At 73.1% G+C, this 21,166-nt stretch carries 17 protein-coding genes and 1 pseudogene; 11 read left to right on the top strand and 7 right to left on the bottom strand.

Features of this window, described 5'->3' with window-relative positions; genetic code table 11:
* Positions 1-6: 6 nt before the first annotated feature.
* The gene (locus ACIBBD_RS25345) at positions 7-1,737 is read left to right on the top strand and encodes an amidohydrolase family protein (RefSeq protein WP_399421818.1); all 1,731 of its coding nucleotides are present in this window, start codon (positions 7-9) and stop codon (positions 1,735-1,737) included.
* Entirely contained in the window at positions 1,734-3,212 is a 1,479-nt protein-coding gene (locus tag ACIBBD_RS25350) for an aldehyde dehydrogenase family protein (protein ID WP_399421819.1), read from the top strand. The genes ACIBBD_RS25345 and ACIBBD_RS25350 overlap by 4 nt, the downstream gene beginning before the upstream one ends.
* Positions 3,213-3,230: 18 nt before the next feature.
* Here ACIBBD_RS25350 and ACIBBD_RS25355 read toward each other — a convergent pair whose 3' ends face one another.
* The gene (locus tag ACIBBD_RS25355; RefSeq protein ID WP_399421820.1) at positions 3,231-3,623 is read right to left on the bottom strand and encodes a nitroreductase family deazaflavin-dependent oxidoreductase; all 393 of its coding nucleotides are present in this window, start codon (positions 3,621-3,623) and stop codon (positions 3,231-3,233) included.
* Positions 3,624-3,803: 180 nt separating this feature from the next.
* Between ACIBBD_RS25355 and ACIBBD_RS25360 the strand changes: the two genes are divergently transcribed.
* Both ACIBBD_RS25360 and ACIBBD_RS25365 read left to right on the top strand, forming a co-directional pair.
* Positions 3,804-4,433: a hypothetical protein gene (locus ACIBBD_RS25360; protein WP_399421821.1), complete on the top strand. Its 630-nt coding sequence runs from the start codon at positions 3,804-3,806 to the stop codon at positions 4,431-4,433.
* Between the two features lie 83 nt (positions 4,434-4,516).
* Positions 4,517-5,350, top strand: coding sequence for an endonuclease/exonuclease/phosphatase family protein (locus ACIBBD_RS25365; protein WP_399421822.1), 834 nt, complete (start codon positions 4,517-4,519; stop codon positions 5,348-5,350).
* Between the two features lie 160 nt (positions 5,351-5,510).
* On the opposite strand, the gene ACIBBD_RS25370 is transcribed toward ACIBBD_RS25365, so the two are convergent.
* Positions 5,511-7,028, bottom strand: coding sequence for a CehA/McbA family metallohydrolase (locus ACIBBD_RS25370; RefSeq protein WP_399421823.1), 1,518 nt, complete (start codon positions 7,026-7,028; stop codon positions 5,511-5,513).
* A gap of 202 nt (positions 7,029-7,230) precedes the next feature.
* Here ACIBBD_RS25370 and ACIBBD_RS25375 point away from each other — a divergent pair, with 202 nt between their 5' ends.
* Positions 7,231-8,079 carry an LLM class F420-dependent oxidoreductase gene (locus tag ACIBBD_RS25375; RefSeq protein ID WP_399421824.1) on the top strand — a complete coding sequence of 283 codons (849 nt, stop codon included), beginning with the start codon at positions 7,231-7,233 and terminating at the stop codon, positions 8,077-8,079.
* Here ACIBBD_RS25375 and ACIBBD_RS25380 read toward each other — a convergent pair.
* Complete coding sequence (locus ACIBBD_RS25380) at positions 8,073-8,771, bottom strand: hypothetical protein (RefSeq protein WP_399421826.1); 699 nt, start codon at positions 8,769-8,771, stop codon at positions 8,073-8,075. The two genes, ACIBBD_RS25375 and ACIBBD_RS25380, sit on opposite strands and share 7 nt — an antisense overlap.
* A gap of 165 nt (positions 8,772-8,936) precedes the next feature.
* On the opposite strand from ACIBBD_RS25380, the gene ACIBBD_RS25385 reads away from it, so the two are divergent.
* The 4 genes and pseudogenes from ACIBBD_RS25385 (at position 8,937) to ACIBBD_RS25400 (ending at position 13,303) form a co-directional block, all read left to right on the top strand.
* Positions 8,937-9,347 (top strand): RidA family protein, encoded by a 411-nt coding sequence (locus ACIBBD_RS25385; RefSeq protein WP_399421827.1) that lies wholly within the window; start codon positions 8,937-8,939, stop codon positions 9,345-9,347.
* A gap of 130 nt (positions 9,348-9,477) precedes the next feature.
* Positions 9,478-9,947 (top strand): annotated as a pseudogene (locus tag ACIBBD_RS25390) (transposase); the annotation flags it as partial.
* 94 nt (positions 9,948-10,041) lie between these two features.
* A complete protein-coding gene (locus ACIBBD_RS25395; RefSeq protein WP_399421828.1) occupies positions 10,042-12,654 on the top strand; it encodes a bifunctional FO biosynthesis protein CofGH in 2,613 nt (870 codons plus the stop codon).
* Between the two features lie 73 nt (positions 12,655-12,727).
* Entirely contained in the window at positions 12,728-13,303 is a 576-nt protein-coding gene (locus ACIBBD_RS25400; protein ID WP_399421829.1) for a hypothetical protein, read from the top strand.
* Positions 13,304-13,374: 71 nt separating this feature from the next.
* Here the strand turns inward: ACIBBD_RS25400 and ACIBBD_RS25405 are convergent, their stop codons facing one another.
* A complete protein-coding gene (locus ACIBBD_RS25405; protein ID WP_399421830.1) occupies positions 13,375-13,881 on the bottom strand; it encodes a DUF2165 domain-containing protein in 507 nt (168 codons plus the stop codon).
* A gap of 255 nt (positions 13,882-14,136) precedes the next feature.
* On the opposite strand from ACIBBD_RS25405, the gene ACIBBD_RS25410 reads away from it, so the two are divergent.
* Positions 14,137-15,261 (top strand): ADP-ribosylglycohydrolase family protein, encoded by a 1,125-nt coding sequence (locus tag ACIBBD_RS25410; protein WP_399421831.1) that lies wholly within the window; start codon positions 14,137-14,139, stop codon positions 15,259-15,261.
* Positions 15,262-15,560: 299 nt separating this feature from the next.
* Here ACIBBD_RS25410 and ACIBBD_RS25415 read toward each other — a convergent pair whose 3' ends face one another.
* Positions 15,561-17,144 carry a sodium:solute symporter family protein gene (locus ACIBBD_RS25415; protein WP_399421833.1) on the bottom strand — a complete coding sequence of 528 codons (1,584 nt, stop codon included), beginning with the start codon at positions 17,142-17,144 and terminating at the stop codon, positions 15,561-15,563.
* Positions 17,145-17,316: 172 nt separating this feature from the next.
* Positions 17,317-18,102, bottom strand: a complete 786-nt coding sequence (locus ACIBBD_RS25420) for an SDR family oxidoreductase (RefSeq protein WP_399421834.1) — start codon at positions 18,100-18,102, stop codon at positions 17,317-17,319.
* Positions 18,103-18,181: 79 nt separating this feature from the next.
* On the opposite strand from ACIBBD_RS25420, the gene ACIBBD_RS25425 reads away from it, so the two are divergent.
* A complete protein-coding gene (locus ACIBBD_RS25425) occupies positions 18,182-19,021 on the top strand; it encodes a hypothetical protein (RefSeq protein WP_399421835.1) in 840 nt (279 codons plus the stop codon).
* Here the strand turns inward: ACIBBD_RS25425 and ACIBBD_RS25430 are convergent, their stop codons facing one another.
* On the bottom strand, positions 19,022-21,046 hold the full coding sequence (locus tag ACIBBD_RS25430) for an MFS transporter (RefSeq protein WP_399421836.1): 2,025 nt from the start codon (positions 21,044-21,046) through the stop codon (positions 19,022-19,024).
* Positions 21,047-21,166 lie beyond the last annotated feature (120 nt).

Raw genomic sequence — 21,166 nt, forward strand, 5'->3', positions numbered from 1 at the left:
CGCCCCATGCTCGATCACGTCATCAAGGGCGCGACCGTCGTCGACGGCACCGGCGCCCCCGCCCGCGTCGCCGACGTCGGTCTACGGGACGGGCGCATCGCCGTCGTAGGGAAGGTCACCGAGGCCGCCCGGACCCGTGAGGACGCCTCCGGGCTCGTGCTCGCGCCCGGCTTCGTCGATCCGCACACGCACTACGACGCCCAGCTCTTCTGGGACCCGTACGCGACCCCGTCCCTCAACCACGGCGTCACCACGGTCGCCGCCGGCAACTGCGGCTTCACCCTCGCGCCGCTGAACCCGGACCGTCCCGAGGACGCCGACTACACCCGCCGCATGATGTCCAAGGTGGAGGGCATGTCCCTGGTCGCCCTGGAGGAGGGGGCGCCCTGGAGCTGGCACTCCTTCGGGGAGTACCTGGACGCCCTGGAGGGCCGGATCGCCGTCAACGCGGGCTTCATGGTGGGCCACTGCGCGCTGCGGCGGTACGTGATGGGCCCGGACGCGGTCGGCGGGCAGCCGAGCGAGGAGCAGCTCGCGCGGATCGTGCGGCTGCTGCACGAGGCGATGGACGCGGGCGCCTGGGGCTTCTCCACCACCCAGTCCTCCACCCACTCCGACGGCGACGGGCAGCCGGTCGCCTCCCGGCACGCGCGGCCGGCCGAGCTGCTGGCCCTGGCGCAGGCCGTCGGCGAGCACGAGGGCACCCAGATCGAGGCGATCGTCGCGGGCTGCCTGGACCGGTTCAGCGACGCCGAGATCGACCTGCTGGTGGAGATGAGCGCGACCGCAGGACGCCCCCTGAACTGGAACGTCCTCACCGTGGACGCGGCCGTCCCGGAGCGTGTCCCGCGCCAGCTCGCGGCGAGCGAGCGGGCCCGGACGGCGGGCGGCCGGGTGGTGGCCCTGACCATGCCGATCCTGACCCCGATGAACATGTCCCTGGGCACCTTCTGCGCCCTGAACCTGATCCCGGGCTGGGGCGAGATCCTCGGCCTGCCGGTGCCGGAGCGGATCGCCAGGCTCCAGGACCCCGCCGTGCGGGCGGAGATGCTGCGCCGGGCCGGCTCCAGGGAGGCGGGCGTCTTCCGCCGGCTGACGGACTTCGGGCGGTACGTCATCGGCGACACGTACAGCGCGGCGAACCGCGGCCTGACCGGCCGGGTGGTGCGGGACATCGCGGCGGAACGCGGCCAGGATCCCTTCGCCTGCCTCGTCGGCATCTGCGCGGCCGACGGCCTGCGGACGGTCCTGTGGCCCATGCCGACGGACAACGACCCGGCGTCCTGGGCGCTCAGGGCGAAGACCTGGCAGCACGAGGACGTGCTGCTGGGCGGCTCCGACGCCGGCGCCCACCTGGACCGCATGTGCGGGGCGCCGTACACCACCCGGTTCCTCGGCGACTGTCTGCGCGGCCGGAAGCTGGTCGGTCTGGAGCGGGCGGTGAAGATGCTGACGGACGACCCGGCGCGGCTGTTCGGCCTGCGCGAGCGGGGCCGGATCGCGGAGGGCTTCCACGCGGACCTGGTCCTCTTCGACCCGGAACGGATCGACGCGGGCCGGGCCACCCTGGTCCACGACCTGCCCGGCGACAGCCCCCGCCTGGACTCCCGGGCGATCGGCGTACGGGCGGTGTGGGTCAACGGCGTCGCCGCCCTCCGCAGCGACGTGGTGACGGGCGAGGTGCCCGGCCGGGTGCTGCGCTCGGGGCGGGACACGCGGACGGTGGCGACGAAGTGACCGGCGCGACCGGCCCGTCCGGCGTGAGGGACGGGCAGCGGCTCTTCGTGGCCGGCGAGTGGGTCGAGCCGGCCGCCGGGCACTACCCGGTGACAGACCCGGCGACCGAGGAGACCGTCGGCTGGGCGCCGGAGGCCTCGCGGGAGCAGGTGCTGGCGGCCTGCGCGGCGGCCCGCGAGGCCTTCGGCCCGTGGTCGCGTACGGCGCCGGAGGAGCGGGCGGCGGTGCTGGCGCGGGCCGCGGACGTCATCCGCGCCCACCTGGAGCCGTACGCCGGACTCGCCCGGGCGGAGACGGGCGCCACGACCGGTACGGCGCGCGGGATGCAGGTGGGGGTGGCCGCGGCCCGCTTCCGGCGGTACGCGCGCGTGGAGCCGGCCGAGTGGGCGATCCCGCCGCAGATCAACGAGGCCGGTCCGATGGGGCGGGCCGGGGTGATGGGCGCGCTGGCGGTGCGCCAGCCCGTGGGGGTCGTCACCTGCGTCACCTCGTACAACAACCCGTGGGCGAACACGGCGGGCAAGGTCGCCCCCGCCCTCGCCATGGGCAACACCGTGGTGGTGAAACCGGCCCCGCAGGACCCGCTGTCCGTCTACCGCATGGCGGAGGCGCTGGAGGCGGCGGGCGTGCCGCGGGGCGTGGTGAACGTGGTATCGGGCCGGTCTGTCTCGGTCGGCGAGACGGCGGTCTCGTCACCGGATGTGGACATGGTGAGCTTCACGGGGTCGACGGCCGTCGGGCAGCGCATCGCCGAGGTGTGCGGGCGGGACATGAAACGGCAGCTGATGGAGCTGGGCGGGAAGGGCGCGGCCCTCGTCTTCGACGACGCGGACCTCGGCGCGGCGGTGACGGGCATCGGCACGACCTTCTCCTTCTACAGCGGCCAGATCTGCACCGCCCCGACGCGGGTGCTGGCGCAGCGGGGGGTGTACGAGCGGGTCGTGGAGGGCCTGGCGGCGTACGCGGGCCGCCTGAAGGTGGGGGACCCGGGGGAGCCGGACACGGTCGTGGGGCCGGTGATCTCGGCCGAGCACCGCGACCGGGTGGAGTCGTACGTCGGACTCGGCCGCGAGGAGGGCGCGGTGGTGGTGGCGGGAGGCGAACGCCCTTCCCCGGAGCGGGGCTTCTACGTGTCCCCGACCCTGCTGGCCGACTGCACCAACGACATGCGGGTGGCCCGGGAGGAGATCTTCGGCCCGGTGGTCGTCGTCGTCCCCTTCGAGGAGGAGGACGAGGGGATCGCCCTCGCCAACGACTCCGACTACGGCCTGATCGACTACGTCTGGTCGGGCGACGTCGCGCGGGCCTTCCGGGTGGCGCGGCGGCTGCGCGCGGGAGGGGTCGGCGTCAACACCGTCGGCCGCAACATGGAGGCGCCGTTCGGGGGGTTCAAGCGGAGCGGGGTGGGGCGGGACGTCGGTTCGTACGCGCTGCACGCGTACAGCGAGGTGCAGGCGATCGTGTGGCCGGGGTGAGCGGGACGAGCGGCCCTGTCAGTCCAGGTCCACGCGGACGGTCAGCAGGCTCGTCCCGAACGCCCGCACCCCCGCGCTGTTGAACCGGGGAAGGGCGCGCAGGCGGGCGACGGGGTCGTCGTCGGGCAGCAGGTGCGCCGTCCCGGTGTGCCACCGGCCGCGTATCCGGACCCGCACCCGGGGGTCGGCCTTGATGTTGCGGACGTACTGCGACCGCTCGCCGAACTCGGAGACCAGCCAGAAGGAGTCGCCGACGCGCCGCCCGCCCAACGGCGTCCGGCGCGGCAGGCCGGAGACGCGGCCGGTGGTCTCCAGGAGCGTGTGGAACGGCAGACGGCGCATGAGCGGGTTGGCGACGCGCCGTTGGAAGGCGGTGGCGGCGCGGAAGCGGAGGTCGTCGGAACGGGACATGATCCGGGGTGCCTTCCGGTGGTGGGTGGCCGGGGACGCGTCCCCCACCTTGCCACCCGGTGGGGACGAGTGGGCGAGGTGCCCGGGACCGGAGTGGCCCGTCCGCCGCACGCCGGGCACGATGTACCGGGCCGAAAGGTGTGAAACGGTCACCGCCCGGTAGCGAAAGGACCCCATGCCATGAGCGCCGACGCGTCGGGGGCGAAGAGACGACGACCCCGCAGGATCCGTGCCGCCACCGCGCTCACCGGGCCGGCCCTGGCCCTCGCCGGCGCGGCGGCACTCGTCTCGTGCGGTACGGCCGGTGACGACGGCCCCACACCCGGCCGGACGCCCACGGCCGCCGGCACCGCGTCCTTCTCCGGCACACCGCCGTCCGCTCTCGCGTCACTCGGCGCGTCCGCCGTGGAGTCCGCCCGCGCCGCGGCCTCCTCGGCCTCCGCCCGGGCCTCGGAGTTCGAGGCGTCGGTGTCGGCGGAGGTCGCGCGGGCCAACGCGGCCGCCCAGAAGGAGCTCGAGGACGTCGAAGGCCGGGGCAACGCCACGGCCGACGTCTCGCTCACCGGGAAGCCGAGGTCCCAGACGGGCGGTCTGCTCGCCGTCGTCGTGACCATCACCAACCGCACGGACACCACCGCGTCCTACGCGGTCCAGGTCGACTTCCGCGAGCCCGACGGCACCGTCGTCGAGACCCGCTTCGTCGGCGCCGAGGACCTCGAGCCGGGCGGCCGGGCCCAGCCGCTCGCCATCAGCCGCAAACCCCCCGAGCCCGAGCTGATCGCCGAGGTCGCCAAGGCCCAGCGCTACTGAGATCCCCGCGACTCCTTCACCCGGCACCCTCGAACTGTTGCTTCAATGGGGGCCTGCACGCGTACGAGAACGGGTGGCTGCGGATGCGGGTCGTGACCTGGAACCTGTGGTGGCGCTTCGGTCCGTGGCGGGACCGGCAGAAGGCGATCCTGTCGGTCCTGCGGGACCTCGACCCCGACGTCGTGGGCCTGCAGGAAGTGTGGTCGGCCGACGGCGAGAACCAGGCCGAGTGGCTCGCCGGCGAACTGGACCTGCACTGGACCTGGGCGCCGTCCCCCGCTCCCGAGCGCTGGCAACGCCGTATCGGCGACCCGTCGGTGGGGATCGGCACCGCGGTCCTGAGCCGCTGGCCGGTGACCGAGCGGGAGGTGCTGGAGCTGCCCGCGCCGCCCGACCTGGCCGACGGCCGCACCGCCCTCTACGCCCGCCTCGCCGCCCCCGGCCACGACGTCCCGTTCTTCACCGCCCACCTCACCTCGGCCGCGCACGCCTCGGCGGTGCGCTGCCGCCAGGTCACCGCGCTCGCCGAACTGGTCGCCCGGCACCGGGGCGGCACGGACTTCCCGCCCGTCGTCACCGGCGACTTCAACGCCTGGCCGGACTCCGACGAGATCCGCCTCTTCGGTGGCTACCGGACCGCCCCGGCCGTACCCGGCCAGGTCCTCTACGACGCCTGGGAGTACGCCGACCCGTCCGCCCCCGCCGCCACCCGGACCCCCGCCAACCCGCACACGCCCCGCGCGCTGGAGCCCGCCGTCCGCATCGACTACATCCACGTGGGCCCACCGGGACCGGCCGGCGAGGGCCACGTCCGGCACGTACGGCGGGCGGCCGACGGACCCGTGGGCGGGGTGTGGCCGTCGGACCACGCGGCGGTGGTCGCGGACCTGGCCGTGGCGGAGGTCACCGCCCCCTGACGGAGGCCAGGAGCGCGGCGAGGGCGGCCGGGGTGGCGGTGAGGACGGCTTGGGCGGGGGCGCGGATTCGGTCAGGTGCGGGGAGGCGGAGGTGCGGGCCGGTGACGTCGGCGGCCGACGCCGGACGGGGCGACAGCCCGACTGCCGGCCACCACCCGCCTCACTCCCGCCCCAGGAACACCGGATTCGTGAACGCCGCCAACGCCCCCGGCACCGCCCCCGTCGCCACCTCGTGCCGCACCTCCGCCCGTACGTACGCCGCGTGGGAAGGCGTCGTACGCCACTCCACGACCCCCGCGCCCGACACCGGCAGCGGCCCGCCCGTGAACAGCACGCCCTGGTCCGTCACGAAGCGGACCGTGCAGCGCGGGGCGCCGGAGACGTCGAGACGGACTGTCACCGGCGTGTCGGCGTCCACCTCCAGCCGCTCCCCGATCCCCGCCCGTTCGCCCCACCCGCCCGTCACGGTGAACGCCAGCGAGACCCTGCTCGACTCGGCCACGTACGACCGCCCGGCCCGGATGCCCTCCTGGACGGCCTGCCGGGTCAGGTCGTCGGCCAGGACGACCGTCTGGGGCAGGCCCACCACGTCCGGGTCGCGGTGCGCGTCGCTGCTCCCCATCGCCGGGATCCAGTCCCGCCGGCCCTCCCGCACCCCCGACACCAGCATCGCGTCCCAGTCCGCGAGGGCCACCTCGTCGTCGGGGGTGTAGGGGCCGTTCCACACCTCGACCGCGTCCGCCTCCCCGAAGCCGAACTTCCAGTTGCAGCCGATGCAGGTGGCGTGGGGGTGGGCCGGGACCACCAGGCCGCCCGCCCGGCGGATCCGGCGGGCGAAACGGCCGAAGCGGTTGTCGCGGGCCCGGTAGCGCCAGTCGACGAAGGTGCCGGGGTCCGTGCCCAGGGCCACGACGTGGCCGTTCCTCGTCGTGACCTCCTCGCCCAGCAGGACCAGCAGGTCGTCCCCGGCCACGTCCGCCCAGTGGGCGTGCCCGGCGTGCGTGTTGTGCTCCGAGGTGTTGATGAAGTCCAGGCCCGCCGCGCGCGCCAGCGCCCCGATCTCCGCCGGTGTGCGGCGGCCGTCGGAGTACCAGGAGTGGAGGTGGCAGTCACCCCGGTACCAGGCCCGGCCCCGCCCCCGCGCCCGCTCCGGCGGGTACACCGGCCGGACCGTCTCGCCGGGCTCGCCGTACGCCAGCGTCACGGTGATCTCGTACGTCAGGCCCTGCGGTGCCACCGTGTAGGCGCCGAGCGCGATGTGCCAGGTGCCCTCCCGGACCGGCCCCGGAACATACCCGGGCGTCGCGTCGTCCGCGCGGAGGAAGAACTCGGTGCGCGCGCCCCCGGACCAGCCCCGGAAGCCCTCTCCGCCCAGTGCGGTGCCGCGTTCGTCGAAGACGCCGATGTCGAGGGCGTTGCCGGGCGTGCCGGCGGGGACGGGCGGCCGGTCGTAGGTGTACGCGGCCCTGAACTCCCGTACGCCGGACGGGACCTCCACGGGTACGTACACGAAGTCCGGCGACCCGGGGGGCAGGGTGCCCCGGACGGTCCTCGTCTCCGAGGGCTCTCTACGGTCCCGGCCGGCGGTCGACGCGAAGCTCACGCCCCCCGACGTGAGCGCGGTGGCGGCGCCGGTCACGAACAGCGCCCTGCGTGCGATGCCGAGGTCGTCACCCATGCCCCCAGTGTCCCCGCCGGGTGTGAACCGCCGTGGAAGAACAGGGAATCGGGGGACGTCGACATGACATGGATTGCACGGAGGCGGCGGCTGCCCAGCGGTCGACCGGTGTCAGTGCCGACCGGTCGGTATGGACAGAGGGTCCGTCTCCCGGTACAGATGACCCGCGACGACAGAGCCGTACGCGACGAAAGGCCCCGCCATGCGCATCGCCGTCACGATCTTCCTCACCGACGAGACGATCACCCCCACCCGCCTCGCCCGTGAGCTGGAGGAGCGTGGCTTCGCCGGCCTCTACCTGCCCGAACACACGCACATCCCCGTGGAACGGACCACGCCCTACCCCGCCGGCGGCGACCTGCCCCGCGAGTACGGCCGGACCCTCGACCCGTTCGTCGCCCTCGGCCAGGCGGCCGCCGTGACGCGGACGCTGGGCCTCGGTACCGGCATCACCCTCGTCGCCCAGCACGACCCGATCGACCTCGCCAAGCAGATCGCGACCGTGGACCATCTCTCCGGCGGGCGGTTCACGCTCGGCCTCGGCTACGGGTGGAACGTCGAGGAGGCCGCCGACCACGGCGTCGAGTGGCGCAGCCGGCGCGAACTCGTCCGGGACCGGATGGCGCTGATGCGCGCGCTGTGGTCGCAGGAGCCCACCGCCCACGAGGGACCCTTCGGCTCGGTCCGCGCCAGCGAGGCCCACCCCAAGCCGGTCCGGAAGCCGCGCGGCCCGGTCGTCGGCCCCCGCACCCTCATCGGGGGAGCGGCGGGCCCCAAGCTGTTCGCGCACATCTGCGAGTACGCCGACGGCTGGCTGCCCATCGGCGGTCGGGGCCTGACCGAGTCCCTGCCCGTGCTCCGCGCCGCCTGGGCCGACGCGGGCCGCGACCCGGGCACCCTCCAGGTCGTCCCCTACGCCGTCCACCCGAGCGCGGGCAAGCTCGCCCACTACGCCGACCTCGGCATCGAGGAGGTCGTGGTGCAACTGCCTCCGGCGGGCGAGGCGGAGGTGCTGCGGGCGCTGGACGGGTTCGCGGAGTACGTTCAGTGACCTGAGCCGGAGACGCGAAGCGGACCCTGGGCCGCCGACGGCCCGAAGTCCGGCGGCCACAGCACGTCGCCGGCCGGCTCGTCGTCGCCCTGCCGCCACCCGGGGTCCAGGGCGCAGGGCGTGGAGGCCCCGCCCGTGAAGTAGTCGCGGTCCGCGAACCACTGGAACGACATCCGCTCCTCCCCGTCCGAGCGCGAGGCGTACAGGTCCCAGTAGTCCCCGGACACGTTCTCCCGGTACGAGGTGATGTCCCAGCCGGTGTCCTTCAGGTGCTCGTGCAGTCGGCGCAGGCCGGGGACCGCCTGCCCGGCGGGGACGTCGTCGAGCGCCCAGCTGTGGCTCAGGGCGTAGACGCCGTCGACGGTCTCGTCGGCCATGCCGCCCGCGTAACAGAAGCCCGAGTGGAGCGTGTTCTCCGGGGAGACCCCCACGTCCTCGACGCCGGGCGGGATGGTCCGGGTGAACCCCAGGACGTCGTACGCCTCCTGGGAGCGGTCGAGGGCGCGGCTCGCCATCTCCTCGGGGGCGGCCCGGGGGAAGTCCGACGGGTCCTCCGTCCCCAGGGCGATCCAGGCGACCAGGGCGAGGACGAGGAGCAGCGGTACGGCGACGATCGCCGCGCAGCCGATGCCGACGGCCTGTGCGGCGGTGGGGCGGGCCGGGGCGGGGGCGGTGGTGGTCTCCTCGGGCATGGGGGGACCGTAGGACGGCCGGGGTGCGCGGCGTATCGGTGCGGCTGCGCAGGGGGAATGGGTACGCCCACTCAGCTTGTTCTTCAACCTCGCGCCGCGTCGGACGGTCGCGCGATGGGGCGAAATTCCGGTGCGTGTCGGGGGCAGACTGGTCAGACTCGCGGCATGACAGCGAAGATCAGCCGCATCAACCCCGAACAGTTGCATGAGACGCCGGGCTACCACCACATCACCGTGGTGGAGACCGGCCGAACGGCTTATCTGGCGGGGCAGTGTCCCCTCGACCAGGGCGGCTCTCTTGTCGGCGCGGGCTCCCTCGGCGCGCAAGTCGATCAGGTCGTCGTGAACGCACTCGCTGCCCTTGCGGCGGTGAACGCTCAGCCGCAGCACGTGGTGCGCTCGGTGATCTACGTGCGGAGCGATGCCAGGGAGGACCTGGGCCTCGCCTGGCACCGGCTTACCGCTTCCGCCCTCGGGCCGGCCTTCACGTCGGCCAGCACGCTCTTGGGGGTTGCGCAGCTGGGCTTCGCGGGGCAGCTGGTCGAGGTGGATCTCACCGTCGCGCTGCCCGACTGAGCGGCCCTCACGCCTCGAACAGCGTCTCGAACGGCTTGGCCCACATGGTCATGTGCCGGACGCCGAGGCGGCCTCCGTCTGATCATGTGCTCCGACCAAGGTGCGCGTGACCACGACGAAGGCCGTGAGGGTGAGTCTGCTGCCTGAAGCCACTGTGGGTGAGGCGTTGGCGGAAGCGTCACGCTTTCGGGACGAGTTGTGCGCGTGTCTGACCGTGCGGGCGACGAGCTGTTCGAGCTGTCGGACGCGGTGTTGTGTGCGCCGGGTGCGGTGCACTCGGCGGTGGAGCTGACGCTGCTGCCCGAGCACCGGCGCGGGCACGGCGCGATGTACGACGCCCTGAACCGCGGCCGGATCGACACCGGGCGGCTGCGGTCGCTGCTGGCCGGCCTGCCGCTGCCCCGGTTCCCGGACGGCCGTCCGGTACTGGCGGTGGACGTCTCGCCGTGGCTTCGGTCGCACGCGCCGTGTTCACCGGACCGGCTGTTCTGCCACGCCCATGGCCGGGCGAAGACGGCATCGCAGTCCATCCCGGGCTGGCCGTACTCGTTCGCCGCGGTGCTGGAGATGGGCGCCACGTCCTGGACGCAGATCCTGGAACCCCCGCCTGGAAGGTAGGACAAGCTCAGGCCCCGCCGGTCCCTCGCCGCCGTCGGCACCCCACGTCCGGAAACCGTGATCGTATGCTCGAAGGATGACGACCTCCGCGACCCCCGGAACCGGCCCCACCGACCGCCCCGGCGGCACCGGCCCGACCGAGAACTCCCTGCGTCGCGCCCTCAAACGTGCCCGGGACGGCGTCGCCCTCGACGTCGGTGAGGCGGCCGTTCTGCTCCAGGCGCGCGGCGCGGCCCTCGACGACCTCGCCGCGTCCGCCGCGCGGGTGCGCGACGCGGGCCTGGAGGCGGCCGGGCGCCCCGGCGTCATCACGTACTCCAAGAGCGTCTTCATCCCCCTGACCCGGCTGTGCCGGGACAAGTGCCACTACTGCACCTTCGTCACCGTGCCCGGCAAGCTGCGGCGCGCCGGGCACGGGATGTTCATGTCCCCCGACGAGGTCCTCGACATCGCCCGCAAGGGCGCCGCCCTCGGCTGCAAGGAAGCCCTCATCACCCTCGGCGACAAGCCCGAGGAGCGCTGGCCGGAGGCGCGCGAGTGGCTCGACGCGCACGGCTACGACGACACCATCGCCTACGTCCGCGCCATCTCCATCCGCATCCTGGAGGAGACGGGCCTGCTGCCCCACCTCAACCCGGGCGTCATGACCTGGACCGACTTCCAGCGCCTCAAGCCCGTCGCGCCCAGCATGGGCATGATGCTGGAGACGACGGCCACCCGCCTGTGGTCCGAGCCCGGCGGCCCGCACCACGGCTCCCCGGACAAGGAACCCGCCGTACGCCTGCGCGTCCTGGAGGACGCCGGCCGCTCCTCCGTCCCCTTCACCTCCGGGATCCTCATAGGGATCGGCGAGACCTACGAGGAGCGCGCGGAGTCCCTGTTCGCCCTCCGGAAGATCTCGCGGGCCTACCACGGCATCCAGGAACTGATCATCCAGAACTTCCGCGCCAAGCCGGACACCGCGATGCGCGGCATGCCCGACGCGGAACTGGACGAACTCGTCGCCACGGTGGCCGTCGCCCGCCACATCATGGGCCCGTCCGCCTGCCTCCAGGCCCCGCCCAACCTGGTCGACAGCGAGTACGAACGCCTCATCGGCGCCGGCATCGACGACTGGGGCGGTGTCTCCCCCCTCACCATCGACCACGTCAACCCCGAACGCCCCTGGCCGCAGATCGAGGAACTCGCCGCGCGGTCGGCGACCGCCGGCTTCGAGCTGCGCGAACGCCTCTGCGTCTACCCGGAGTTCGTCACGCGCGGCGAACCCTGGCTGGACCCCCGCCTGCTCCCGCACGTCCGCGCCCTCGCCGACCCGCAGACCGGCCTGGCCCGGCCCGACGCCCTCCCGGCAGGGCTCCCCTGGCAGGAACCGGAGGAGGCGTTCAAGGCCTCCGGCCGCACCGACCTGCACCGCACCATCGACACCGACGGCCGTACGTCCGACCGCCGTGACGACTTCGACGAGGTGTACGGCGACTGGGGCGCCCTGCGCGAGGCCGCCGCCCCCGGCATGGCACCGCAGCGCATCGACACCGACGTACGGCAGGCCCTGCGCACGGCGGCCGACGACCCGACGCGGCTCACCGACGACGAGGCGCTCGCCCTGCTCCACGCGGACGGCCCCGCCCTGGACGCCCTGTGCCGAGTCGCCGACGACGTACGGAAGTCGGCGGTCGGCGACGACGTGACCTACATCGTCACCCGCAACATCAACTTCACCAACGTCTGCTACACGGGCTGCCGTTTCTGCGCCTTCGCCCAGCGCCGCACGGACGCCGACGCCTACACCCTCTCCCTGGAGCAGGTCGCCGACCGTGCTCAGCAGGCCTGGGAAGTGGGCGCCGTGGAGGTCTGCATGCAGGGCGGCATCCACCCCGACCTGCCCGGCACGGCCTACTTCGACATCGCGAAGGCGGTGAAGGAGCGCGTCCCCGGCATGCACGTGCACGCCTTCTCCCCGATGGAGGTGGTGAACGGCGCCACCCGTACCGGCCTGTCGATCCGCGAGTGGCTGACCGCCGCGAAGGAGGCCGGCCTCGACTCCATCCCCGGCACGGCGGCGGAGATCCTCGACGACGAGGTCCGCTGGGTCCTGACGAAGGGCAAACTGCCGACGGCCACCTGGATCGAGGTGATCACCACCGCTCACGAACTGGGCATCCGGTCCTCGTCCACGATGATGTACGGCCACGTCGACCAGCCCCGCCACTGGCTCGGCCACCTCCGTACCCTGTCCCGGATCCAGCAACGGACCGGCGGCTTCACGGAGTTCGTCACCCTCCCCTTCATCCACACCAACGCCCCGGTCTACCTGGCCGGCATCGCCCGCCCCGGCCCGACCACCCGCGACAACCGGGCGGTCACGGCCATGGCCCGCCTCCTCCTGCACCCCCACATCCCCAACATCCAGACCAGCTGGGTGAAGCTGGGCACGGAGGGCGCGGCCGACATGCTCCGCTCCGGCGCGAACGACCTCGGCGGCACCCTCATGGAGGAGACCATCTCCCGCATGGCGGGCTCGTCGTACGGCTCCTACAAGTCGGTCAAGGACCTGATCGCGGTGGCCGACGCGGCGGGCCGCCCGGCGAAGCCGCGCACGACCCTCTACGGTCAGGTCCCGGAGGAACGGCAGCGAGCGGCCCACGCCTCGGACGGCCACCTGCCGGAGCTGCTGCCGGTGCTGGACTGAGAGCCGGACGACAGGAGCCTCACAGTACGATGATCCGACCCCCGGCATCGGGGGCTGGAGACTGAGGAGATGCGTGCCCGTGGCTGCCCGACGGCTTCCCTCGTGGGCCTGGGTCACCGGTCTGACGGCCGGCGCGATCGTCGTGGTCGGTGCTCTGACGGTGCAGGCCGAGAAGGGCCCGCATCCGACGGCGTCGGCGGCCAAGCCCTCCCCGTCGGCCGCGGCCGGGGCGAAGCCCGCAGCCTCTCCCTCCGCGACCCCGACGGCGGCTCCCGTGCCGGACGGGTCGGGCACGGGCCGCCGTGTCGTCTACTCGCTGGGGCAGCGGCGGGTCTGGCTGGTCGACGCCGACGACGAGGCCCGGCGCACGTTCACGGTGTGGCCGGGCACCGTGGACCCCGATCCCGGCAGCTACACGGTGTCCCTGCGCAAGGACGCCACCACGGGCTCGGACGGCGTCGAGATCGAGCACATCATCTACTTCTCGGCCAAGTCGGGCGTCAACATCGCGTTCTCCAACGCGGTCGACGGCTCCTCCCCGCCGCCCGCCTCCGGGGCGCAGACCGGCGGCATCCGCATGGCCAGGGCCGACGGGTCGGCGCTGTGGGCGTTCGGGGCGACGGGGACGAACGTACGGGTCGTCGAGTAGCCGGCCACGCGGTCATGCCGGCCGCGCGGTGACGCCCGGCACTTGGTCACGCGGTCACGCGGTCACGCCGGTCACTCCGTGCGGTCGGTCGCCTGTCCGAACGGCAGGTACTGGACGAGCAGCACGATCCCGCTGAAGACGAGCACCCGGGTCGCCGCGTCCAGCCCGTTCCAGTCGCCCGACTGCCACATCGCGAACCACTCGCCGCCGATCGCGATGAACCCGCCGCCGAACAGCAGCATCAGCATGAGCAGCCCGTAGGTGGACAGGCTCCGGGCACGTCCGAGGTCCCGCCGTATCCAGAACCACGTCCCGGCGATCAGCACCAGCGCGGCGACGGTCTCCCAGGCGATGATCGCGACGTACGCGGCGTCCTGGAGCCCCTTGCTGGTGACGGCCCGCCACATCAGGTCGTCGTCCTTGAACGTGGTGTCCATCGCGAGGACATGTCTCACGAACTGCTGGTTGGTCCCGAAGTCGGTGATGTTCCCGAAGGCGACGAGGGCCGTGTAGAGGGCGACGGCGGCGGTGAGCAGCGTCGCGGTCAGGTGAAGGGCACGTGAGGTGGGGTTCGTCATGCCGGTCATCTTCCCCGGGGGACGGGTGCGTCCCGTGTGCATTGAGCCAGACCCGGAGACGGCGGGGACCAGGGAGGCGCAGGCGCTCGCCGAACCTTCACCCCGCCCTCACCACCCGCCCCCGGCGCAGACCACCCCCAGCCCGGTCATAGCGCCCGCCCCGCCGAGGGCCGTCCCGATCACACCTCTACGCCGCGTCCTCGCTCGATTACAGTGACGGGCGTCGTACGTACGGACGGTGCCGGGGAGGACTTGGTGGGTGCGACAGCCGGCGCCGTCTGGGGCCGTACCGAACAGCAGGACTTCCGCAGCCGGGTGCGCGGCACGCTGCTGGGCGCCGCCGTCGGGGACGCCCTCGGAGCACCCGTCGACCGGCTCGGCCTCGAGGAGATCCGGCAGGCCCACGGCCCCGAGGGCCTCGTCGACCTCGCCCCCGCCTACGGCCGCCGCGGCGCCGTCACCCACCTCACCCAGCTGACCCTGTTCACCGTGGACGGCCTGATCCGCGCCCAGGTCCGTCGCGACACGGGTGCCTGGCACCCGCCGACCGACCTGCACCGGGCGTATCTGAGGTGGGCGGCCACCCAGCACGACTGGGGCCCCGACCTGCGCCGCAAGGACGACGGCTGGCTGGCCCGCGAGGAGTGGCTGTACGTCCGCCGGGACCCGACCCGGGCCCTGCTGCTCGGCCTCGGCGACGACACGATGGGCACCCTGGAGAAGCCCAAGAACACCGACGAGACCGGCCCGGAGGTCACCGCACGCTCGGCGCCCTTCGGGCTGCTGGTCGGCTGGGAGCCGCAACTCGTCGCCCAGCTCGCCGTCGAGTGCGCGGCCCAGACCCACGGCCACCCCACCGCGTACCTGGCGGCGGGCGCGTACGCGGTGACCGTGCACGCGCTGGCCCGCGGCGACAGCCTCGACGGCGCGGTGCAGCGGGCACTGACCCTGCTGGCGGTGCGCCCGGGGCACGAACCCGTGTCGGAGGCGCTGCAGCACGCGCTGGGCGCGGTACGGCAGGGGATGCCCGGGCCGGCGCGCGTGGAGGAACTGGCCGGGGCGGGGACGGCTCCGGCGGTGCTGTCGGCCGCCGTCTACTGCGCCCTGGTCGCGGAGGACGTCCGCCACGGCCTGCGCCTCGCGGTGAACCACGGCGCCCCCTCGGCGACGACCGGCGCCGTGGCCGGCGGGCTGCTCGGTGCCCTGCACGGCGAGACGGCCCTTCCGCCGGCCTGGCTCGCCGAGCTGGAGGGCCGCCCCACGGTCCTGGAACTGGCCGACGACTTCGCGATGGAGATGACCCAGGGGCCCGCGCTGCACAACCCCGCCGGGGCGTCTCCGGGATGGCTGGCCCGCTACCCCCGGGGTGGGACCGGCTGAGGTTCCCCCTCCGGCCCCCCGTCCGGGGGCTGCCGCGCCGGGCCCCGCTGTCGCCCCCGAACGGGCCTCGTCCTCACAGCCGCCCCACACACCGGACGGGCCGGCAACGCCGGCCCCTGCCCGCGAGCCACCGTCAGACGCCGGACGACCGGCTGGGGCCGGTGGTGCCGACCCCCGCCCGTCCGGTGCCGTCACACGCCGGGCGGGTTGGAGCTGGTGTGCCGGCCCGCGCCCGCGAGCCGCCGCCACACGCCGACCGGGCTGGAGCTGAGGGTGCGGACCCCTCCCCCAAGCCGCCGTCACACGCCGGACGGGCTGGTGGGCTGACCCCCCACCGCGTCCCGGGGCGCGGGCACGGCCGCCGCCGCGCCCGAGGAGTCGCCGTCGTCGTCCGAGTTGATCCGCTCGATGATCGCGAGGCGCTCCGGGGTGTCCTCCGGCCTCACGAAGCCGATCAGGACGTACAGCACCAGCGACACCGCCAGCGGCACGGAGACCTGGTACTGCAGCGGCACCCCGCCCTCGACGTTCCAGTTGATCGGGTAGTTGACCAGCCAGAAGGCGAGCAGCCCCATCGACCAGCTGACCAGCGCCGCCGTCGGCCCGGACCGGCGGAACGGGCGCAGCAGACCGAGCATCATCGGGATCGCCATCGGCCCCATCAGCCCGGCCACCCACTTGATGACGACGGTGATGATGTCCTTGAAGGCGGGCGAGTTGACCTGGGTGGCCGCCGCCATGGACAGACCGAGGAAGACGACGGTCGCGATCCGGGCCACGCGCAGGCCCTGGCCCTGGCTCCACGTCCGCGCCCTGGGCCACACCACGGGCGCGCAGTCCCGGGTGAACACGGCCGCGATGGCGTTGGCGTCGGAGGAGCACATGGCCATCGTGTGGGAGAAGAACCCGACGATGACGAGCCCCAACAGCCCGTGTGGCAGGAGCTGTTCGGTCATCAGCGCGTACGAGTCCGACCCGTCCGGCTTCTGCGACTCGACCAGCAGCGGCGACATCCACATGGGGAAGAACAGGACCAGCGGCCACACCAGCCACAGCACCGCCGACAGCCGCGCCGACCGCTCGGCCTCCTTGGCGTTGGGTGTGGCCATGTAGCGCTGGGCCTGGTTGAGCATGCCGCCGTTGTACTCGAACAGCTTGATGAAGAGGAACGCCAGCAGGAACACCACGCCGTAGTCGGCGACCAGTGGCTTCTCGTGGCCCTGCAGCGCCGGTTCGTCCCACGCGCTGACGGGTCCGAGGCCCTTGTCGCCGAGTTCCATCAGGACGGCGACGAACATCGCGACACCGGCGAGGAGCTGGATGATGAACTGGCCGAGTTCGGTCAGCGCGTCCGCCCACAGGCCGCCGATCGTGCAGTAGACGGCGGTGATGGTGCCGGTGATGAGGATGCCCTGGTTCAGCGAGATGCCGGTGAACACGGACAGCAGCGTCGCGATGGCGGCCCACTTGGCGCCGACGTCCACGATCTTCAGCAGCATTCCCGACCAGGCCAGGGCCTGCTGTGTCTTCAGGTCGTACCGGTTCTTCAGGTACTCCAGCGGGGAAGCGACATGGAGGCGGGACCGAAGCCGGTTGATGCGGGGCGCGAAGAGCTTGGAGCCGATGCCGATGCCGATGGCGATGGGGAAGGACCAGGTGATGAACGAGGTGACGCCGTACGTGTAGGCGATGCCGGCGTAGCCGGTGAACATCACCGCGCTGTAGCCGGACATGTGGTGCGAGATGCCGGACAGCCACCACGGCATCTTGCCGCCGGCGGTGAAGAAGTCGCTGACGTTGTCGACCCGTTTGTGGGACCAGACGCCGATGGCGACCATCACGCCGAAGTAGCCGATGAGCACGGCCCAGTCGAGACCGTTCATGTGCCCCCTTCCAGGGTCCGCCGCCAGGGTCAGGCATGTGAACTCTGAGTTCGGTGGCATGCCCGCGGCAAGGAAGCGGAAGGTCAAGAGCACGTAAAAAAGTTCTCCGTGGTGACCTGGATTTACATATCTGAACACCCGGCCCCGGTGGAAGTTGGCCGGAATCCGTCGGTCACCGCATCAACTCCCCGGCGTTGACCAGCAACGACTGCCCCGTGATCGCCCGAGCCCGGTCCGAGGCCAGGAACACCGCCGCGTCGGCCACATCCCCGTCCGTGGCCAGCTCCGGCAACGCCATCCGCTCGGCCAGCCGCCCGAGCACGACCTCCTCCGCCACCCCCTCCGCCGCCGCCGTGAACCGCACGTACGCCTGGACCGGCGGCCCCCACATCCACCCCGGCAGCACGGTGTTCACCCGGATCCGGTACGGCCCGAGCTCCCGCGCCAGCGAGTACATGGCGCTGGTCAACGCCCCCTTGGAGGCCGCGTACGCCGCCTGCCGCACCTGCGAGGGCGCAGCCACCGCCGACTGCGTCCCGATGAACACCACCGACCCGCCCCGCGTCCGCAGGCCGTCCAGGCACGCCCGCGTCATCCGCAGCGAGCCCAGCAGGTTGACGTCGATCACCGACTGCCAGGTCGTGAAGTCCGCGTCCTCCAGCCCGCCGAAGCAGGAGTCCCAGGCCGCCACGTGCACCACCGCGTCGATCCCCCCGAACCGCTCCCGCGCCAGCTCCGCCAGCCGCGCGCACTGCCCCTCGTCGGTGATGTCGGCCGTCCGGTACGCCGTGTGCCGCCCGTCCGGATCGATCTCGGCCACGCTCCTGGCGAGGTTGGCCTCGGTCCGCGCCCCCAGCACCGCGTTCCCGCCGTCCCGTACGACCGCCGCGGCGACCCGGTGACCCAGCCCGGCGCCGACTCCCGAGACGACGACGGTCTTGCCGGTGAGCAGTGACATCGGGGCCTCCCGGGTATGGCGCTTGACCTGACGGGGCGTCAGAGTATGGGCGACCGCAGGAGGACGGAAGGGGAAGGCCGTGTCCGAAAAGACCCGCAGCGAGACGTACGCCGAACTGGCCGCCGTAGGCCCCTACGGGGTCCACCCCGGCCACGCCCTGATCACCCTGGTCGAACCGCACCCCGGCCACGAGTACGCCTACAACCGCTGGTACGAGGACGACCACTACTACGCCGGCGCGATGGCCATGCCCTGGATGTACGCCGGCCGCCGCTGGGTCGCCACCCGCGACCTCCAGCTCCTGCGCCGGCCCGAGAAGTCGGCGGTCGCCCAGCCCGTCACCGCCGGCTGCTACCTCTCCACCTACTGGATCACCGACGGCCGCTACGACGACCACATGCGCTGGACGGTCGCGATCAACAAGCGCCTCAACCGGGACGCCCGCGTCTACCGCGACCGCACCCACGTCTTCACCGCGTTCCAGGACCACGAGGCCACGGTCTACCGGGACGGCGCGGCGGGCCCCCGCGACCTGCACGCCCTGGACCACCCCTACGCCGGCCTGGTCCTCCAGGTCATCGACGCCGAGTCCTCGTCACGGCGCGCCGCACTCCTGGAGTGGCTCCGCACCCGCCACCTCCCCGCACACCTCGCCGCCTCCCCGGCCGCGATGGTGACCGTCTTCCGCCCGACCCCCCTCCCCGGCGACCGCATGACCTACGTCAAGCAGGTCGAGGGCGTCGACACCCGCCTGACCCTGCTGTGGTTCCTGGAGACCGACCCGAGGGAGTGCTGGGCCGCCCACTTCACCGGCCTGGAGGAGACGGTGGGGGAGTCGGGGCTGGGCGGGGTGGAGCTGCTGGCACCGTTCATCCCGACGGTGCCGGGCACGGACCGGTACGTCGATCAGCTCCGGTGATCACTTGAGCTCATCGGGGCAGGGCGTGCCCCGGGGCAGCTGGTAGGGCGCCGCCAGCCGGTACGTCCCCGCCTCCGGAGCGACCAGCATCGTCCACCTGTCGCCCTCCGCGTCCTCCTCCGTCTCGAACAGGCACCCGTTGACGTTCTCGTACGTCTTCGGCTCGCCCTCGGCCCGGTTCTTGGACGCCTCCGTCTCCTGCGGCGGCTCCAGGCTCTTGCCGTCCGCGTCGACAATGCTCAGCCACGGCGAGTACGGGATGCGGATCAGGACCCGCCCCGCCTTGCGCACGTCGATCGTCATCTCACCCTGCGCCGCCCGCTCCACGACCGCGTTCGGCTCGGCGAGGGAGGCCGGGTCGGTGACCCGGAACAGCTGCCAGTTGGCGTCGCCCCAGATCTGCTTCAGATACGGCAGCCCCCGCTGCACCAGCTCCCGCTCCCGCTCCCCGCCGTCCCCGTCGGGCTCGTCCTTGGGCACGACCACGAAGTGCACGGCCCACCGCTGGAGCCACTCGTGGTAGTTCGCGGAGTTGAGGGTGTCGTCGTAGAAGAGCGGGTTGCGCTCCATGTCGGCCTGCCGGTTCCAGCCGCGCGCCAGGTTGACGTAGGGCGCGAGCGCGGAGGCCTCGCGGTGCGAGCGCGCCGGCACGACCTCCACCCGGCCCTTCTCCGCGCCGACCTCCTGCAACTCGTTCACCAGCGGCGCCAGCTCACGCGCCCAGGACGCGGCCGGCGTCGTGCGCACGACGTCGTCGACCGACTTGTAGCCGATCCAGCCGACGAAGAGGAGCGAGGACAGCACGATCACGTACCACTTGCGGCTGCGCGGCACCGCGAACGGCAGCGCCGCCATCAGCACCACACCCGCGAACAGCATCGACAGCCGCGTGATGTTCGACCCGATCTGCGAGCTGATGATCCACACCAGCAGCACCGCGAGCCCGTACACCGCCGCCGTGATCCGCACGGTCTTCCAGTCGCGCGGCACGACGGCGTAGACGATGACCGAGAACAGCAGCGGCAGCGACGCCGAGCCGAACGACATCGGCTGGGTGCCGGAGAAGGGGAACAGCCAGGCGGAGACGGCGACGACGGCGCTCGGGGCGATACCCAGCGCCCACGCGCCCGGCCGCCGCTTCTGCAGGAACAGCGCCACCGCCACGAGACCCACGAACAGGCCCGCGACCGGCGACCCCATGGTGGCGAGCGCGGCGAGCGGCGCCGCGGACAGCGCCTTCGCCCACCGCTTGTAGCGCCAGCGGTGCGGCCAGCAGAACACCACGGCGACCGCGCCCAGCGCGAACATGTTGCCCAGCCCGAACGTCACCCGCCCCGAGGCCGCGTTGCACAGCAGCGCGAAGACCCCCGCCAGCGCCGGCCACACCGGGTTCCGCACCGGCCGGCAGCGCAGCAGGATCAGCGTCAGCAGCCCCGCCGAGAGCGTCCCGGCGATCATCATCGTCGTACGGACACCGAGCACGGACATCAGGTACGGCGACACCACGCTGTACGACACCGGGTGCATCCCGCCGTACCAGGCGAGGTTGTACGCGGAGTCGGGGTGCCGGCCGACGAACTCGGCCCACGCGTCCTGCGCCGCCAGGTCCCCGCCGCTGTTCGCGAAGGTGAAGAACCAGACGAGGTGCAGCACGCCGGACAGAGCCGTGACCGAGAGCACGAGATGGCGCCGCAGCCATCCGCCCACCTGCCCGGCGACGGCTCTCACGCGGGACTCCGGGGTGGCCGGGGAGACCGTGCCCGCCCGGTCCGCCCGGTCCGCCGGGGCCGCCGGGTCCGTCGGCTCCCGCACGGCGACGGCTTCCCGCCCGCCCGCGTCAGGACCGCGGTCGTGGCCCTCGGGGCCCTCGGCGCGGTCGCCGCCAGGGTCGCCGGCGGGGTCGCCGTGGTGGCGGTCGCCGGCGTGGTCATGGCCGCCCGACTGAGGTGCGGGCAGACGTACCCGCGGGCCGGTGTCCGGGCCCTGACCGGTGTCGTCGGCGCGTGTCGGCTCCGCAGTGGCCACCTGAAGGCACTCCCCGTGTCCCGTCTTCTTTTCCCGGCCGCGCCCCGTTCGCGTCCGCTTCACGGCCACGTCGTCGCGGCCGCCGACCTGTCCCGTTTCGTGACGCTAGCACGCACCCCG

Source organism: Streptomyces sp. NPDC051315 (genome assembly GCF_044455165.1).
Taxonomy (GTDB): Bacteria; Actinomycetota; Actinomycetes; order Streptomycetales; family Streptomycetaceae; genus Streptomyces.

Bases quoted from the DNA above. Each gene is read 5' to 3' on its own strand.
- ACIBBD_RS25345 (WP_399421818.1), top strand. From the start codon at position 7: ATGCTCGATCACGTCATCAAGGGCGCGACCGTCGTCGACGGCACCGGC.
- ACIBBD_RS25355 (WP_399421820.1), bottom strand. From the start codon at position 3,623: ATGTCCCGTTCCGACGACCTCCGCTTCCGCGCCGCCACCGCCTTCCAA.
- ACIBBD_RS25360 (WP_399421821.1), top strand. From the start codon at position 3,804: ATGAGCGCCGACGCGTCGGGGGCGAAGAGACGACGACCCCGCAGGATC.
- ACIBBD_RS25365 (WP_399421822.1), top strand. From the start codon at position 4,517: ATGCGGGTCGTGACCTGGAACCTGTGGTGGCGCTTCGGTCCGTGGCGG.
- ACIBBD_RS25370 (WP_399421823.1), bottom strand. From the start codon at position 7,028: ATGGGTGACGACCTCGGCATCGCACGCAGGGCGCTGTTCGTGACCGGC.
- ACIBBD_RS25375 (WP_399421824.1), top strand. From the start codon at position 7,231: ATGCGCATCGCCGTCACGATCTTCCTCACCGACGAGACGATCACCCCC.
- ACIBBD_RS25380 (WP_399421826.1), bottom strand. From the start codon at position 8,771: ATGCCCGAGGAGACCACCACCGCCCCCGCCCCGGCCCGCCCCACCGCC.
- ACIBBD_RS25385 (WP_399421827.1), top strand. From the start codon at position 8,937: ATGACAGCGAAGATCAGCCGCATCAACCCCGAACAGTTGCATGAGACG.
- ACIBBD_RS25395 (WP_399421828.1), top strand. From the start codon at position 10,042: ATGACGACCTCCGCGACCCCCGGAACCGGCCCCACCGACCGCCCCGGC.
- ACIBBD_RS25405 (WP_399421830.1), bottom strand. From the start codon at position 13,881: ATGACGAACCCCACCTCACGTGCCCTTCACCTGACCGCGACGCTGCTC.
- ACIBBD_RS25415 (WP_399421833.1), bottom strand. From the start codon at position 17,144: ATGAACGGTCTCGACTGGGCCGTGCTCATCGGCTACTTCGGCGTGATG.
- ACIBBD_RS25420 (WP_399421834.1), bottom strand. From the start codon at position 18,102: ATGTCACTGCTCACCGGCAAGACCGTCGTCGTCTCGGGAGTCGGCGCC.